15 protein-coding genes are annotated in these 12462 nt (G+C 60.3%); 14 read left to right on the top strand and 1 reads right to left on the bottom strand.

Translation table 11 applies throughout. The features are described from left to right. Nucleotides 1-52: 52 nt before the first annotated feature. Nucleotides 53-1231 carry a caspase family protein gene (locus tag NKJ18_RS30935; RefSeq protein WP_352761313.1) on the bottom strand — a complete coding sequence of 393 codons (1179 nt, stop codon included), beginning with the start codon at nucleotides 1229-1231 and terminating at the stop codon, nucleotides 53-55. A 285-nt stretch (nucleotides 1232-1516) separates the two neighbouring features. On the opposite strand from NKJ18_RS30935, the gene NKJ18_RS30940 reads away from it, so the two are divergent. The 14 genes from NKJ18_RS30940 (at nucleotide 1517) to NKJ18_RS31005 (ending at nucleotide 12266) form a co-directional block, all read left to right on the top strand. Continuing rightward, nucleotides 1517-2551, top strand: a complete 1035-nt coding sequence (locus NKJ18_RS30940; protein WP_023688398.1) for an extracellular solute-binding protein — start codon at nucleotides 1517-1519, stop codon at nucleotides 2549-2551. A 97-nt stretch (nucleotides 2552-2648) separates the two neighbouring features. Continuing rightward, a complete protein-coding gene (locus NKJ18_RS30945) occupies nucleotides 2649-4076 on the top strand; it encodes an amidase (protein ID WP_352761315.1) in 1428 nt (475 codons plus the stop codon). 69 nt (nucleotides 4077-4145) lie between these two features. After that, nucleotides 4146-4835 carry a TetR/AcrR family transcriptional regulator gene (locus tag NKJ18_RS30950; protein ID WP_352761317.1) on the top strand — a complete coding sequence of 230 codons (690 nt, stop codon included), beginning with the start codon at nucleotides 4146-4148 and terminating at the stop codon, nucleotides 4833-4835. Between the two features lie 142 nt (nucleotides 4836-4977). Then, nucleotides 4978-5529, top strand: coding sequence for a DUF2569 family protein (locus tag NKJ18_RS30955; RefSeq protein WP_023688401.1), 552 nt, complete (start codon nucleotides 4978-4980; stop codon nucleotides 5527-5529). A 337-nt stretch (nucleotides 5530-5866) separates the two neighbouring features. Then, on the top strand, nucleotides 5867-7210 hold the full coding sequence (locus tag NKJ18_RS30960; RefSeq protein ID WP_352761319.1) for a tyrosine-type recombinase/integrase: 1344 nt from the start codon (nucleotides 5867-5869) through the stop codon (nucleotides 7208-7210). A gap of 310 nt (nucleotides 7211-7520) precedes the next feature. Then, nucleotides 7521-7763: a helix-turn-helix transcriptional regulator gene (locus NKJ18_RS30965; protein WP_352761321.1), complete on the top strand. Its 243-nt coding sequence runs from the start codon at nucleotides 7521-7523 to the stop codon at nucleotides 7761-7763. Then, on the top strand, nucleotides 7760-7960 hold the full coding sequence (locus NKJ18_RS30970; protein WP_352761322.1) for a hypothetical protein: 201 nt from the start codon (nucleotides 7760-7762) through the stop codon (nucleotides 7958-7960). Before NKJ18_RS30965 ends, NKJ18_RS30970 begins: the two co-directional genes overlap by 4 nt. Then, nucleotides 7961-8866 carry a helix-turn-helix domain-containing protein gene (locus tag NKJ18_RS30975; protein ID WP_352761324.1) on the top strand — a complete coding sequence of 302 codons (906 nt, stop codon included), beginning with the start codon at nucleotides 7961-7963 and terminating at the stop codon, nucleotides 8864-8866. A gap of 40 nt (nucleotides 8867-8906) precedes the next feature. After that, entirely contained in the window at nucleotides 8907-9803 is an 897-nt protein-coding gene (locus NKJ18_RS30980; protein ID WP_352761325.1) for a DUF3102 domain-containing protein, read from the top strand. Next, nucleotides 9793-10101, top strand: a complete 309-nt coding sequence (locus NKJ18_RS30985; protein WP_352761326.1) for a hypothetical protein — start codon at nucleotides 9793-9795, stop codon at nucleotides 10099-10101. Before NKJ18_RS30980 ends, NKJ18_RS30985 begins: the two co-directional genes overlap by 11 nt. Nucleotides 10102-10180: 79 nt before the next feature. Then, nucleotides 10181-10702 (top strand): hypothetical protein, encoded by a 522-nt coding sequence (locus NKJ18_RS30990; protein ID WP_352761329.1) that lies wholly within the window; start codon nucleotides 10181-10183, stop codon nucleotides 10700-10702. Between the two features lie 6 nt (nucleotides 10703-10708). Continuing rightward, the gene (locus NKJ18_RS30995; RefSeq protein WP_352761331.1) at nucleotides 10709-11338 is read left to right on the top strand and encodes an ATP-dependent Clp protease proteolytic subunit; all 630 of its coding nucleotides are present in this window, start codon (nucleotides 10709-10711) and stop codon (nucleotides 11336-11338) included. Further along, entirely contained in the window at nucleotides 11335-11502 is a 168-nt protein-coding gene (locus NKJ18_RS31000) for a hypothetical protein (protein WP_352761333.1), read from the top strand. The genes NKJ18_RS30995 and NKJ18_RS31000 overlap by 4 nt, the downstream gene beginning before the upstream one ends. After that, a complete protein-coding gene (locus NKJ18_RS31005; protein ID WP_352761335.1) occupies nucleotides 11499-12266 on the top strand; it encodes a hypothetical protein in 768 nt (255 codons plus the stop codon). The genes NKJ18_RS31000 and NKJ18_RS31005 overlap by 4 nt, the downstream gene beginning before the upstream one ends. Nucleotides 12267-12462: the final 196 nt, after the last annotated feature.

Raw genomic sequence — 12462 nt, forward strand, 5'->3', positions numbered from 1 at the left:
TCTCGGCCCAGCCGTCATCAACAAGCGATTCGTGTGTCATCGCAGTGTAGAATCACACCCGATTCCGCAGGGCAATACCTATCTTAGCGCCTATGGCCTTATCGGGGGGCGGTTCGGCGCCGGTGGCTCCGCCATCCTGCGGATAGGTCCCGCCGAGATTGTTCTGGGCAGCGGCCACAGCTGCGTCTTCAAGACGTTGCTTTTCCTCTTCGTATCGTTGCCGAGCCTGCTCTTCCTGCAATTGGCGCTGCTGTTCCTGGCGTTTGTATTCCTCGTAGAGCGCCGCCTCCTTGGCGCTGTCGCCCATCGCGGCATCGGGACTGCCGGAGCCCGGTGCAACGTCCATGGGGTAGGGCTCCTGACCGCTGCCATCGGCGTAGTCGCTGCCATCAGGCTCCCAACCGCCACTCCCGGAGATGTAGCCGCCGCTCGCCATCGCCGGCGGTGCCGGTTCCGGCACAAGCGGCAGCGCCGGTGCCGCGCCGGCCACCTGGTCCGGCGTCAGCACAAAGGCAGCGTCTGCCGAGCGGCCATATGCCATCCATGGCCACTGGGCGCCTGACGTTTTGTCGATAGTGGTTTGCCTGACCGAGGCGAGGATGATGGCTATGTCCGCGCCGCGCTTGACCAGCGCAGCGGTGAGCGCATCGGCAAATACGGTGACGGGGCGGGCTTCGTCCAGTGCAACGGTTCCGGGTTTGGCCGACAGGGCGACGATGGCGTGGGTGAGGGGATCGACCGCCGCCAGACCCTGCATCACGCCGGAAGTAGGGTTGTGGCCATCGCCGGGATTGTCGAGCAGAACCACCTTCAATGTCGGGGTTGCCTCGAGCGCCTGCATGAACAGATCGAGGGGCAATGCCGTCTGGTCGACCGTTTCCTTTGAATCGATCCGGGTGCCGCGCGTCAGTAAATAGTTCCTGCCGTTGGCCTGCGCGGTGTGGCCGACATAGTAGAAGATGCCGATTGAGTCCGGATTGGCCAGGGATTGGGCGAAATCATGCATGGCGCGCGCGACATCGGCGCGGTCGCCATCCGACACCTGCCGGACGGTGAAGCCAAGCGATCGTAGTGTCGCTGCAACGAGTTCGGCACTGAGGTCGGCGTTGGCGATTGCCGGTGAGCCCTCAGAGGCCGGATTGGCGACAACCAGCGCTATCCGCTCCTCGCCGCGCGCAGCGGAGAAGAGCGCCATGGTCATCAGCAGCACGACCGCCAGAAAAAGGCGCATGACCGTGATCCAAGCCCTGCAGGCTGCGGCGCTCACGCCACGGCTTGCCCCAATTCATCAATGGCCCAACCTTGACCATATCATGTCGGCTTCGCCGGCGCACTGCCGGTGCCGATGATGCAGTTGTGTCGCTAAAAGATATTGACTGTATGTTTAGTAATTAATACCGTTGCCCGAGATACCGAGTTGGTCAGCCGGCATTCGCCGGTGAATGATCACCAGGACGAAGGGAACTTAGGGGCTCGAGGCGCAATCCCGCCGGTCCCAACAATGGGAGACACAAGCATGCAGTTGAAATCGACCGCCACGGCGCTCGGCCTGTCGCTGCTGGCGATGACCGGCATTGCCCGCGCCGAGGGCGAACTCCAAATCTACAATTGGGGCAACTACACCAGCCCGGACCTGATCAAGAAGTTCGAGGAAACCTACAAGGTCAAGGTTACCGTCACCGACTACGATTCCAACGATACGGCTCTGGCCAAGGTCCGCCAGGGCGCTTCCGGCTATGACATCGTCGTTCCATCGGCCAGCGTGATGCCGATCTGGATCAGCGAAGGCCTGCTCTTGGAAACCGATCCCAACACGATGGAGAACTTTAGAAACGTCGATCCGAGATGGGTCGACGTGCCGTTCGACCCCGGCCGCAAATATTCGGTGCCGTGGCAATGGGGCACGACCGGCATCTCGGTCAACAAATCGGTCTATGCGGGCGATCCGAACACCTCGGCGATTTTCCTCGATCCGCCGCCGGAACTCGTGGGCAAGATCAATGTCGTGCCCGAAATGGGAGACATCATGTTCCTCGCCATTGCCTATGAGGGCGGTAAGTACTGCACCGACGACAAGGTGCTTTTGAAAAAGGTGCATGACAAGCTCATCGAGGCGAAAGCGAAATGGCTGTCGCTCGACTATGCGGCCGTCGACGGTCTCGGCAGGGGCGACATTGCCGCCGGCGTCAACTGGAACGGCATATCGCTGCGCGAGCGGCTGGAGAACGACAAGATCGTCTACGGCTATCCCAAGGAGGGCTTTCCAATCTGGATGGACAATGTCGCGGTGCTCAAGGATGCCAAGAACGTCGAGAACGCCAAGCTCTTCCAGAATTTCATCATGGACCCCAGGAATGCAGCGATGATCTCGGCCTTCGCGCACTACGCCAACGGCATCAAGGGCTCCGAGCCCTTCCTGCCGGCCGATATGAAGGGCGCGCCCGAAGTGGATGTTCCGGCCGAATTTGCCGACAAGGGCCAATTCATGTCGGCCTGTCCCGCCGACGTCCAGGCGCTCTACACCAGGATCTGGACCGATCTGCAGAAATAGCAGCGCCGCCGGCCGAAGCTGACCAACATCGGGCCGCGCATCGCGGCTCGGCCATCCCCAATGCCAGATGCCGTAAAGCCGCCGCGGGAGATTTTTTATGTCCGATCTCGACCTTTGCTACATGCCGGCCAGCGAGGCGTTGCGGCTGTTCAAGGCGAAGAAACTGTCGCCTCTGGAACTGATGCAGGCCACCATCCGCCGCGCCGAGGCAACCAAGGCGACGATCAACTGCCTCACCTTCACGCATTTCGACGAGGCGATGGATCTCGCCAGAAAAGCCGAGGCGAAATACGCCAGAGGCGCCAGGACCGGCGCGCTCGAGGGCCTGCCGATCGGCATCAAGGATGAGAGCTACATCAAGGGCAAGCCGACCTCGCATGGCTCGCTGCTGTCCGGGGACGCCATTGGCGGCCATACCTCGACCATGAACGAGCGTGTCATGAAGGCCGGCGGCATCGTCCACGCCCGCACGGCGACGCCCGAATTCAGCTGCGCCGGTTATACCTGGTCGAAGCGCTGGGGCGTCACGCGCAACCCCTGGAACCCGGATTTCACGCCGGGTGGGTCGTCGGGCGGTTCGGCGGCAACGCTGGCGTCGGGCACATCGTCGATCGCCACCGGCTCGGACATTGCCGGCTCAATCCGCATCCCTGCCTCCGCCTGTGGCCTCGTCGGCTTCAAGCCGCCCTACGGCCGCAACCCGGACGAGCCGCCCTTCAACCTCGACTTCTATTGCCATACCGGGCCGCTGGCCCGAAACGTCGGGGATGCGATCCTGCTGCAGAACGTCATGGCCGGGCCGAGCCCGCTCGACATCGCCACGCTGCGCCCGAAACTGCGCCTGCCGCTCGACTACAAGCCGATCAAGGGTTGGAAGATCGCGTTCTCCATGGATCTCGGGTCCTTCGAGGTGGATGCGGACGTGCGCAAGAACACGCTCGCCGCCTGCGATGTGTTCCGCTCGCTCGGCGCCACCGTCGAGGAGGTGGACCTCGGCTGGGGCGACGAGGTGCTCAAGGCCGGCATGGCCTATCTCGAACATCTCTTCGGCGCCTCGCTGTCGCCGCTGCTCGCCAAGCACTGCAAGGACATGACCAGCTATGCCAGGCAGTTTGCGCAGGACGGCCAGGAGTCGAAGGCCACGGACTTTGTCGCAACTTTGGACGTGGCGGCCAGGATGTACCAGACGCTGGGGCCGTTGCTGGAAAAATACGATGTGCTGATCTGCCCGACCAATGCGCTTCCCGCAGTGCCGGCGGAATTCGATCAGACCAAAGGCAAGGTCGAGATCAATGGACGAGAGGTGAACCCGTCGCTGGGTTGGGTGATGACGACGCCGTTCAACATGCTGAGCCGCTGCCCGGTTCTGTCCGTGCCCTCGGGCCGCGCCGCCAATGGCGTGCCCACCGGCATCCAGATTGTCGGCCGCACCTATAGCGACGCCGACGTGTTCCGGGCGGGTATGGCCTATGAGATGGCTCGTGGTCAGTGGTACACGAATGCCGGGACACGCCCGGCGCTGTGAGTCCGCAGGGCGCCGGCATGCCAAGGCAGGGGCGGGATGTTTCGGCCGCCGGGGAAAGGCCTGACGACAATGGCGCAACGCATAGCCACTCCGGATGCGGGAAAAAGCAAGGCGGCCAAGGGTGCGGCGAACGACGCCGCGCCCAAGGACCGCCGGCGCGAGCGCGGCGAAGCGAGCGTCCAGCGCATCATCGACGCCACCATCGAGCTCATCGCGGAGGAGGGGCTGGCCAGCGTCACCATGCAGCGCATTGCCGGGCATGTCGGCTCGTCCAACGCACTGGTGGTCTTTCATTTTCGCAGCAAGGAGAACCTGTTCCGGGCCGTCCTGCAATATCTCAGCGACCAATATGACGCGCTGTGGCTGACGCTGGTGCGGGCGCCCGGCCTGTCGCCGGTCGAGCGGGTCTTGGGCGCCGTCGATTGCGCGCAACGCTTTGCCCGGCAGCATCCGAAATGGGTCTCGGTCTTGGTCGTGTTTTCCAGCGACCGCAAGAGCATGCAGATCTACAATGAAATCGGCCTGCCGAGCGATCTCGCCTACACGGCCGAAGCGCGCGAGCTGCTGATCGAGATTTCACGCAGCGGCGGTTACACCGGCGTCGACATAGACACGCTGTCGGAGAGCCTGAACTATCTGGTGCATGGCGCCTGGTATTGGGACCATCTCAACCCGTCCAGCCGCGACACCGACGTGCTGCGCAAGACCATGCTGCTCCTGCTGCACCAGGCCTTTCCGCGGCATTTTGACTTGGGGTGAGATGCGGCCATTGCGAGCGACGAAAGCGTCCTCTGCAAACCTAAACCCGAAAATCTCTACGATGCCTTGATCTCTGTAAAAACGCTTGCACAATCCAGAGGTGCGAGCTAAACAACCCAGGGATGCATTCGAGGGTGGGTAAATGTGGCATTGGGCGATACTTCTGTTGCTGATTGGCGTGCCGGTTTTCTTCGCCGTCCGGTCGTCGCGCAAATCCTCACAGAGCCCAGATGACCTCGTGGGGTTCGGCGGCTGGCTGATCCTGCTGGCGATCAGCCTGTCCCTTTCGCCGTTGCGCACACTTGTCGATATGGCCAGTCTGGTCAAAACCTACCAACAGCTTGTTACAGTGCCCAACGGGGCCTTGGCCATCTATGGCGAGGCAGCCCTCAATCTGGCATTTCTGGTGCTTCAGCTGGTCGTGCTTGTTTCGATGCTGCGGCGAAGCCACCGCTTTCCGCAGCTGTTCATATGTCTGTGGTTCGCGATCCCTCTCTTATTCGTACTGGACACAGTTTGGATATCGACTGTGCTTGGTGTCCCGGTAAACCGTTTGCTTGCCGGAGGGGCTCTGGTTACACCTTTGGCATCCTTCATAGTCACAGGGATCTGGGCCGCTTATGTATACAGGTCGGTCAGGGTGAGAAACACGTTCGGCGATACGGCGGCCATACAGGCCGCGACATTTTCCTAGAAGGTCCGACGGCTGCGAGTTGGCCTGATGTCGTGCTGCCAGCTCCGCCGAATAGAACCGTCGGCAGTCTTCCTTCGTCTAACGAGCTTCGAGTGGCCTGCCACCCGAAGCTCGAAGAGCGAAGGGTGGTGCCCCCGGACGGAATCGAACCGCCGACCTTCGGTTTACAAAACCTGAAACTCAGGGTAACGGCGCCTAACAAAACCGAACATCCAATCCTGTTCAAAGCCTTGCGCTGCCTTGCTTTGCGGCATTTGTTATCATATGTTATCAACATCGGGTAACGGAGCATAACACGCGCATTGTGTTACCCCAATGTTACCCAGGGGGATCGGACATGGCAAAGGCACTTACGGCGGCGTCTCTTCTCAAGCTGAGGGCTGACCCCTCCAGGCGACGAGAAATTGCAGACGGGATTTTGACGGGTCTTTATTTCGTGATCCAGCCCACCGGCCGGAAATCCTGGGCAGTTCGCTACCGGGCCTCCGGCATCCCGAAAAAGGTCACGCTCGGCAATTCTCTCTTCGGTGACGACGCCGACGCTGCCGGCGAAGAGTTGACCCGCATCCGCCGGGAAGCAGCGCACATACTGGATCGCGTTCGCCGGGGCGAAGATCCCGGTGCTGAAAAGCAGGCCGCGAAGCGAGAGGTGAAGGACGAGGACCGGGACAAGTTCCAGACCGTGGTCGAACGCTACCTCAAAGAGTATGCATCGAAGCGCCGGGGTGAGACCGAGAAGGCGCGGCTCCTAGGGATGCGCCTACAGGATGGCGAGTGGATCACCAATCCTGAGCGCGCTGTTGGCCTGTGGGGCGACAAGCGCATTCAGGACATCACCCGCCGCGACATCAGAGAGCATCTGGAGAAGCTTGCCGCCACGGCGCCGATCGGCGCCAACCGCACATTTGCGGAGCTGCGCAAGTTCTTTAACTGGACCGTTGGCAAGGACATCCTGACAGCATCGCCAATGACGGATCTACAGGCGCCGTCCGAGGAGAACAACAGCCGCAACCGAATCTTGACGCGGCGCAAGGAAGTCCCCGGCTCCAGTGACAATGAACTGCGCTGGTTGTGGCAGGCCTGCAAAGCCTATGACGGCGCAGCGGGCAGGGGGCCGTTCGGGCTGTTCCTGCAACTGTTGGTCATGACCGGACAGCGCCGCTCCGAGGTCGCGGAGATGACATGGGGCGAGATCGACATGGAGGCTGCCGAATGGACCATCCCGGCAGCGCGGTCGAAGAATGGCGAGCCCCATGTGGTGCCCCTGTCAAAGCAGGCTCTCGCGATCTTGCGCGCCGTGCCACGCATCAAGAGCAAGGCGGGTTATGTTTTCACCACCGGCGGCGAAAGCCCAATCAGCGGCTTCTCCAGGATGAAACTGCGCGTCGACAAGCTCATGGCCAAGAGTGCCGGCGAGACAAAGATTGCTGATTGGACACTGCATGACATCCGCCGCACCGTTGCCGCTGGCATGCAGCGCCTAGGCGTGCGGATGGAAGTGACGGAGAAGGTGCTCAACCACAAGTCCGGTTCGTTTCGGGGCATAGCCGCTATCTACCAGGTTGATGACTACGCCGACGAGAAGCGGGCCGCGCTCGACGTGTGGGGGCGGTTCGTCAGCGAGCTTGTAGAAGGCAAGGCGGCGCAAAATGTGGTGCCATTCCCGCAGGCGCTCGCCTAGTTTGTCCACAGAAAATCTTCGTAACTTTTCCCGGAAGTTGGTGTCGTTTCGTGCACTTGGCGCCGTTTGGTGCCGTTTGGGGCAAGTTCGCCTGTGGAAACCGGGTATTGCTGCAGATAAAGAACAAGAAAGGAACACCGCGTCTTGCACGGTGAATCTGACATATAGTAACTTGTTAGCTAACGAGCCGTTTTGGTTCGGAAATTGAGTCAGCCGGGCTCGGCCCTAGGAAAGCTCGCCCGGCTGACTCTTGAACAGAAATCACACCCGATAGGTGTGTTCTCCCCTTTTGCGCAAGGATTCCTCACGCATGGATTTTATGCCCCAGCCTGCCGATGCAGGCAAGACACAAAATAATAATACGAAGTCCGAGTTCCTCCCCGCCGGCCAAGTCTGGCGGCGCTACGGCGTCTCATCGATGTCGCTATGGCGCTGGGTGAAGGACGAGACCCTTGGCTTTCCGAAGCCGTTCTATATCGGGCGCTATCGCTATTGGCGCCTTGCCGACATCGAAGCCTGGGAGTCTGCACAGTCCGTCAAGGCGGTGGCATGATGATGGCCGGCTCTAACCACGACGACCACGCCGCCTGCGATAGCGCCAATGTCGAGCGCGGCCTTCGCTTCCTGTCGGAAACTCCGCGCCATATCAGGGGTGCCGCTATACCAGCGCTGCGCCAACTCGGCCTTAGCCCAAAAGAGTCCTGTGAGGCACTTCGCCAGCACAATCTGGCGATGTCGAGGGCCGGCTGAATGGAGATCAGGAAGAAATCTCCAATCGAGGAATTGAAGCGGGCATTCGAAGCGATTTCCTCCGCCGAGTGCCCGGCCATTCCAACGGAAATTGCGCCCAGGATGACCATCGAAGGTTCTCTAGGAGCGCTGCCGACGCCGCGGAACCCCGATAAGCCGAACGCCGCCGAGATCAGCGCATTTACGAGTGCCAAGCTGGACATGATCGATTGGATCCTGCGGGACCATCGTAAGGAGATGACCCCTTCAGCCAAGAACACGGCCATCTATCTGTTGCAATGCGTCAACGCCGCGACGCTCCAGTGCAACCCCTCATATCAAACGATTGCCGACGCCTTGGGCTTCAAGGATGCGAAGACAGCAGAGCGCGCTGTCAAAGCTCTCAAGCATTGCGAATGGATCGACATCAGGCGCTACAACCGAAACAAGTCAAATCGCTATGTCTTCCTGTCCAATGCCAAGGTCACGAAGGGAATCGACGACTACCAGGACCACCTGCGCGATCAGAGGAAGGCCGAACGAGAACAAGGTGAAAGGGCATCGCTCGAACAGACAAATATGTCGGGTCGAGCTGTTATCGAGCCGACATTTGTGCCCCCTCCCGAACAGACAAATATGTCGGGTAAACACCTTAAGGGAATACCTGAAGTAGTTATTAGCTTTGAAGGGGAAGAACCCTATAGCAAGGCTATTTCTGAAAACGGGTATGCGGCTGCAAAATCCGACGATCTGCACATCCCGTTCCCCTCGCCATCCAGCGAAGACGAATTGGCCGCGGTGATGTCGAGTCTGTTCGCCGATGTCGGGCTCGGTCCACTCACATTGCAACGAATGAGGACGCTGCTCGCAACCGGGCGGCTGACCCCGGCCATTGTTCAAGGTCAACGGAGGACAGAGGCGGCATGAAAAAGCGCAAGCACGATCCGGCTCAACTCGACCTCTTCGCATGGGCGGCAACGCGGCCGACAGCAAAGATCATCAGCGCAATCCCCGGCTTGGCGAAACGCATGTGGCGCGAAAGGCATATGCAGCAGCCGAACAATCCGGCGCACATTGTGCCTATGCGGAGGCGGGCATGACTGACAACCAGGTGACACTCGAACGGCGATTTGACTACTCCGCCCTTCCAGCCGCTCAGGCGGCGATCGCGCGCGCCGCTGCGGATTTCATCGGCAACACGCAACGCCGATGGTCAACCGACATTCTTGAGATCGGCCGAAAGTTGACTGAGGTGAAGACCAGCCTTGGCCACGGCCATTTCACCGCCTGGGTGGAATCCGAGTTCACGATGTCGTTGCGCACCGCGCAGAACTACATGCTTGCCGCAGCCACGCTCGGGAGCAAAAGCGAAGCCGTTTCGTTTTTGCCGACCGCGACGCTGCTCGAAATGGCAAAGGCACCCGAGCCGGTGCGCGACGATCTCATGCATCGCATCGAAGAGGCCAACAGGCTTTCAATGCCCATGCCCGTCAGCGCGGTCAACAACGTGCTCGCCGATGCTAAGGACGCTGAGAAGACCGCACGAGAAGCCGCTCGAAAATCGCCTGAGGCCAAAGCTCGGGAAAAGGCCAAGAAGCTACGCTGGGAGCGGGAGCGCGAACTGGACAGGCAGAAACGGGAAGCTGATCGCAAAGTTCAGCAGCGAGCCGACTACGACCTAGCCATGCTGCTTATCGAGCGTTTCAGCAACGACAAGGACACGCTGGTCCTTGCCCTTGAAAAGGCGGGGCAGCGTCATCTCGCTGATCTCTTGGGCAGTCCTTACGGCTGGCGCCTGGAGGGCTATAGGCGTGTTCCGAACGAGCGCCCGACCGATTGGGACGCTGACGCGCATGCAGGGTAGCGCTCAGAAAGTTTTCGACTCAGAAATTTCCAGAGAAAGACCCTGCCAGAACTGTGGCACCAGCCTTGAGGGCAGGCGAGCCGACGCGAAATACTGCTCAGCCTATTGCCGGGTGAATGCGCATCGCATTGAGGTCGGTCGCGTCGAGGAAATCACTGCTCAAGCCATCATCGATCGGCCGATGCGCGACGCCTTGATCGAGACTGGCGATCTAAACCCGCAGGATGAGCACAACCCGGAAAAGCTGCGCGAGGCTTTCAACAGCATGTGCCGCCGGTTCCTGAAGAAATATGCGTAACAAGATCGGCGGTTACGCTTAGCAGACCTGGCGTAGAATCAGCGCGTTGATTTGGAATCTCTCGCTCTTTGGAGGCTAAATGCTTGCCCGTCTGAAATCTTCGGCTGCTCCAGACTTCGAAAAACTGTTGACCGTCCCAGCCAAGCCGGCCGCAATCGCCGAAGTCGAGGCTGCACTTCGCAACGCCACCGCAGCACGCGAAGAAGGCCAGCAACGACACATCGAAGCCGGCCGCCGTCTCCAACATCAACCGCTCGGCCAACCCCCTACGATCAGACACGCCGAAGTCGAAGAGCTCGGCCTCGCCCTGGAACCATTGTTCAAAGCGGAAGCCGCAGCGAAAGCCCTACGGGATGAAGCGGTCCGCGCCTACGAGGCGAGCATCGCGCCGGCACTGGCCGAGCCGATCAAACTGCTTCGCGAGGCCATCGAGGAGTCTATCGAGAATCTGGAAACGCTGCTCGGCTACGGAGCGGCATTCCGGGCTCGTGCCGGCAGCCTGGACCTTGCCAAGATCAGCCGGCTTCCGGGTGTCTGTGCCCCTGCGATCGAACGCCTTCGCCTCGTCCGCGCGGCCCTACAGCACGCCGATCGGAACTGATCCCATATGTTTATCAAGATGCTTGCAGATCCTGGCGACCAGCCCGATTGGTTCGGAACCTCATCGGTCGAATTGGCTGAGATGCGGGAAGAAGCTTCCAGAGCCCGCGCGAATGGTTCTGCCGGACCTGACCACATCGACATCGACATTAATGGCGACATCTCCCGTGAGACCTTCGAACGCGTCAAAGCCAAGCTCGACGCAGCACCATTCGCCAAATCGATCGACATACGTATCGACAGCCGAGGCGGAGACTGCTTCCCCTCCGTCGACTTGTTCGTTGTGATCGAACGACACCCTGCCGACAAAAAGGTTGCGATACTCAAGCAGTGCGCCAGCGGTGCGGTTCTCGTCGCCATGGCCGCCGATATCAGGCTAGCCGCTCCAGGCTGCGAAATCTTGCTCCACCCGTCGTCGATGGTCCTGGTCGACGATGGCCGGCGCTATACCGCCGAAGAGCTGCAGCGTCAGGCTGATTTCATGCGCAAGATTGATACCGACATCCTGACCGTGATCGCTCAACGATCGGGTGCCGATCCTGCGATTCTTGCAGCCGAAGCCGCAACGGAATTGCCGTCCACATTGGCTTGGTGCCAGCAGCGCGGCATCGTTCATGAAATCGAGGAAGCCAAATGATGACAAACAAACGGGTCCGGCAAGTGGCGCTCAAAGGCACTCTACCGCCGAAGAAGGAAGTCGAGGTCAGTCTCAACGAGACCGAAGCCGAGCGTAAGCGCCGCCGTGGCATGGAGCGTTACCGCCATATGCGCGAACTCGCGGAGTGGAAGCGTTCGAAATGAGCAAGCGACCCGTCCCCGTAATTGTCGACCAGCGCCAAGCCGACCTGAGAAAGATCGACGTCGAGATTGAACGCCTCGAAAGGCAGATCTCCGAGAAAGGGGCCGCGCTGGATGCCGATGCCAAGAAGAATTTGGCCGAGATGGACCACGGCTTGCAGCAGCGACTCGATCAGCAGATCGTCGCGCTCCGCAGCCACGTCAAAAAGCTGCACGACGATCGCTTCAGCGTCGAACTCGGCAACATCAGGGAACCGGAGAACAAGCCAGCGGCTGTTGCAGCGGCACCCGTCAAGCATCGAGCGTGGGACATCGACGAGAAGGTGCTAAAAGCCGGCGTGCCGGAATATCCCGACGTCACAAGAGGCAGTGATGCCGACAAGGATGAGTTGTTTTTCAAGGGATACGGTCGTTCCGTCGATTACTGGTCTGCGAATTTTGCGGAGGGCTTCAGGCGACAAGGCTTCCATCCGGATTTGAAGGTCGGGATAGACTTCCTGTGCGGCATGATGGGAGCGGAGAAGGCAAACTTCCTGTGGCTCTCGCATCGCTGCAAAGCTCTGGAAGCGCGGCTTGCCGAGATCGAGAGCCGCCCTCAGCTTGAATATCGCGGCGTCTGGAAGTCAACCGACGCATACAGGCGCGGCGATCTGACCACCTACGACGGATCAATGTGGCATGCCCAAGTCGGATCTCAGGGCTTGGTGCCGGGACAGGGCGAAGGCTGGCGGCTCTGCGTCAAGAAAGGCAAGGACGCCAGGTCATGAGGACGTTCGCAAACGACAACACACCCAGCGAGATAGACAGGATCGATGAGGTGCTGTGTGAGGATGATCAACACGTCATCTTCTACGGACACACCCCGAATGACAGGATTACCTACCTCGCCTCCATAGACCTGCCAGAGCCGATCGAACCCACCACGTTCTCCGGCCGTGAATGGTTGGCCTGCCGCAACATTAG

Source organism: Mesorhizobium sp. M0217 (genome assembly GCF_040321955.1).
In the GTDB taxonomy this organism is placed as follows: domain Bacteria; phylum Pseudomonadota; class Alphaproteobacteria; order Rhizobiales; family Rhizobiaceae; genus Mesorhizobium.

Excerpts from the sequence above, each read along its gene's own strand:
- NKJ18_RS30975 (WP_352761324.1), top strand. The coding sequence starts at position 7,961 with ATGGAGATCAGGAAGAAATCTCCAATCGAGGAATTGAAGCGGGCATTC.
- NKJ18_RS30985 (WP_352761326.1), top strand. The coding sequence starts at position 9,793 with ATGCAGGGTAGCGCTCAGAAAGTTTTCGACTCAGAAATTTCCAGAGAA.
- NKJ18_RS30955 (WP_023688401.1), top strand. The coding sequence starts at position 4,978 with ATGTGGCATTGGGCGATACTTCTGTTGCTGATTGGCGTGCCGGTTTTC.
- NKJ18_RS31000 (WP_352761333.1), top strand. The coding sequence starts at position 11,335 with ATGATGACAAACAAACGGGTCCGGCAAGTGGCGCTCAAAGGCACTCTA.
- NKJ18_RS30960 (WP_352761319.1), top strand. The coding sequence starts at position 5,867 with ATGGCAAAGGCACTTACGGCGGCGTCTCTTCTCAAGCTGAGGGCTGAC.
- NKJ18_RS30990 (WP_352761329.1), top strand. The coding sequence starts at position 10,181 with ATGCTTGCCCGTCTGAAATCTTCGGCTGCTCCAGACTTCGAAAAACTG.
- NKJ18_RS30980 (WP_352761325.1), top strand. The coding sequence starts at position 8,907 with ATGGGCGGCAACGCGGCCGACAGCAAAGATCATCAGCGCAATCCCCGG.
- NKJ18_RS30950 (WP_352761317.1), top strand. The coding sequence starts at position 4,146 with ATGGCGCAACGCATAGCCACTCCGGATGCGGGAAAAAGCAAGGCGGCC.
- NKJ18_RS30995 (WP_352761331.1), top strand. The coding sequence starts at position 10,709 with ATGTTTATCAAGATGCTTGCAGATCCTGGCGACCAGCCCGATTGGTTC.
- NKJ18_RS30970 (WP_352761322.1), top strand. The coding sequence starts at position 7,760 with ATGATGATGGCCGGCTCTAACCACGACGACCACGCCGCCTGCGATAGC.
- NKJ18_RS30965 (WP_352761321.1), top strand. The coding sequence starts at position 7,521 with ATGGATTTTATGCCCCAGCCTGCCGATGCAGGCAAGACACAAAATAAT.
- NKJ18_RS31005 (WP_352761335.1), top strand. The coding sequence starts at position 11,499 with ATGAGCAAGCGACCCGTCCCCGTAATTGTCGACCAGCGCCAAGCCGAC.
- NKJ18_RS30935 (WP_352761313.1), bottom strand. The coding sequence starts at position 1,231 with ATGCGCCTTTTTCTGGCGGTCGTGCTGCTGATGACCATGGCGCTCTTC.
- NKJ18_RS30945 (WP_352761315.1), top strand. The coding sequence starts at position 2,649 with ATGTCCGATCTCGACCTTTGCTACATGCCGGCCAGCGAGGCGTTGCGG.
- NKJ18_RS30940 (WP_023688398.1), top strand. The coding sequence starts at position 1,517 with ATGCAGTTGAAATCGACCGCCACGGCGCTCGGCCTGTCGCTGCTGGCG.